This is a genomic window from Kocuria sp. (assembly GCF_030536815.1).
Lineage (GTDB): Bacteria > Actinomycetota > Actinomycetes > Actinomycetales > Micrococcaceae > Kocuria > Kocuria gwangalliensis.
The window spans coordinates 1-2,219 of sequence record NZ_JAUNPE010000266.1; the positions used below are offsets into that span (position 1 = coordinate 1).

Genomic DNA, 2,219 nt, shown 5'->3' on the forward strand with positions numbered 1-2,219 from the left:
GCGGCACCCGTGCGTTCGCGTTCGCCTCCGGCATGGCCGCCGAAGACGCCCTGTTGCGCGCGGTCCTCAAGCCCGGCGACCACATCGTGTTGGCCGCGGACGTCTACGGCGGCACCTTCCGCTTGGTCGATCAGGTGCTCGCCAAGTGGGGTGTCACGCACAGTTTTGTGCCGTCCGCCTCCGCCGACGACGCCGCCGCGACCGTTCGCGCCGGCGAGACCAAGGTGCTGTGGTTGGAGACGCCATCCAATCCGCTGCTTCGCATCGCGGACATCGCCGCGTGGGCGCAGGTCGCCGACGCCGCCGGGGCCCTTCTGGTGGTCGACAACACGTTCGCGTCCCCCGCCCTGCAGAACCCCCTGACCCTGGGAGCGCACGCGGTGGTGCATTCGACCACCAAGTACATCGGTGGCCACTCGGACGTTCTGGGCGGCGCCGTAGTGGTGGGCAACACCGAGTGGGCCGGTCAGCCGTTGAGTGAGCTGATCGGTTTCCAGCAGTTTGCCGGCGGTGCGGTGGCCGGTCCCTTCGACTCGTTCCTGGCCGCGCGCGGGTTGAAGACCCTGCCGTTGCGCATGGAACGCCACTGCGCCAATGCGTTGGCCATTGCCCGCTGGCTGCGCGACCGGGAGGATGTTCTGGAGGTGTTCTACCCCGGGCTCGAGGAACACCCCGGTCACGAGCTGGCCACCCTGACCCTGAACGGTGGCTTTGGCGGCATCATTTCATTCAGGCCCCGCGGCGGTGAGGCAGCAGCCCACACGTTCGTGAAGACCACGCAGCTGTACAACCTGTCCGTGAGCCTGGGCGGTGTGGAGTCGCTGACGTGCGTGCCCCACAGCATGACCCACGCTTCGCGCGTGGGCACCCCGCACGAAGTTCCCAAGGACCTGGTCCGGCTGTCCGTGGGGATCGAGGACGTGCAGGATCATTTGGCGGATCTGGCGCAAGCGCTGGAGGTGGCCCACCGGGAGTGATGAATCGGGAGCGGGGGTGGTCACCGGGTTTCGGTGACCACCCCCGCGGTCAAACTAAGGCCCTGTTCGGCATCCTGCCCCGTGGCCGGAGACTCCGCGGGGGTGCCCACCCGGCCACATGCGGCTACGCCACGCCCGCCGGCTCGGTGGGCGCGGGTCCCTGCCCGGCCGTGGGGAATGCTCGATCCCGCACGAGCGCGGAGATGTCGATGATCCGATCCACGTCCCGTTCCTCGAACAATAGTTCCGGGCCCGAGTGGGCGAGGTCCGTGAACGGCTTCTCGTACAGCCGTCCCGCTTCCATGGCACCGTTGCGGGTCAGTTCGTCGATGACCAGTTCAATGAACCGGATCTGATCCACGGTGTGCGTGTGGTCGTTGAGGTACGCGGCGAACAGCGCGCTCACGTCGCCGCGCTCCATGCCCACGAGCCTGCGGATCAGCAGCCCCAGCCCTTGGTTGCGCTCCGCCGCTTCCCGCAGTGCGGACCGGTCCCCCACGCCGTGCTCGATCATCATCCGCTCGATACTCGCGAGGTCTTGGGCGGTCAGCGGCTTGTTGCGCCGCAACCGTTCGATCGCCACGTGCTCCAGCCGGTCCGTGAGGAACGCGCGGGCCTTGTCCATGAAGCGGGCCATGTTCGTCCCGGGAGTCTCGCGGCGCAGCTCTACGTCCGTGATCGCGTCCAGCGTGTCCTGGAAGTCGGTGTACACGGGGTTGCGCTTGGTCTTCTCGATCAGGCTCACCAGTGCGCGCACGCGTTGGCGCAGCACCTCGAGCATGGGCAGCGTGACGTCCTGCCACCACTCGTCCCCCGCGGCGGCGTCCAAGATCTCCAGTTCCTTGCGCACCGCGGGCACTTTCTCCTTGCCCCGCAACTGCTCGGCCAGCTCCTGGATCCGCCGCCGGTAGCCCTCCCCGGCGTCCGCGTCGCCTTCCAGCAGCGCCACCTGGTAACGCAGCACCAGCAGGTCGAAGCTCTTGGCATCCACGTCCGGGTCGTGCTCGGAGGACGGCAGTCCGGCCACGTGCTCGATCAGCTCGTGCGCGGCGGTGTCTCCGAGACCCTCCCACGCCTGCGCGTGGGCGTAGCGTTCCACCAGCCGCAGCTGCGGGCGCACCAGCACGTTGTCCCGGTTCATGCCGCGCACGTACTCACGCAACCACGAGGCCGTGTCCGCGCGCAGCTGCCGATCGTCCCCGCTCGCACGGGTGTCCCGGGCGAGCACGTCGATGCCGCGGA

At 68.5% G+C, this 2,219-nt stretch carries 2 protein-coding genes; one reads left to right on the top strand and one right to left on the bottom strand.

Going from position 1 to position 2,219, the window contains the following annotated elements; all coding sequences use genetic code 11:
* On the top strand, positions 1-977 hold a 977-nt coding region (locus Q4E95_RS13015), incomplete at its 5' end, for an aminotransferase class I/II-fold pyridoxal phosphate-dependent enzyme (protein WP_303383706.1).
* A 124-nt stretch (positions 978-1,101) separates the two neighbouring features.
* On the opposite strand, the gene Q4E95_RS13020 is transcribed toward Q4E95_RS13015, so the two are convergent.
* Positions 1,102-2,219: type I restriction-modification enzyme R subunit C-terminal domain-containing protein (locus tag Q4E95_RS13020; RefSeq protein ID WP_303383707.1), on the bottom strand; the 1,118-nt coding region annotated here is incomplete at its 5' end.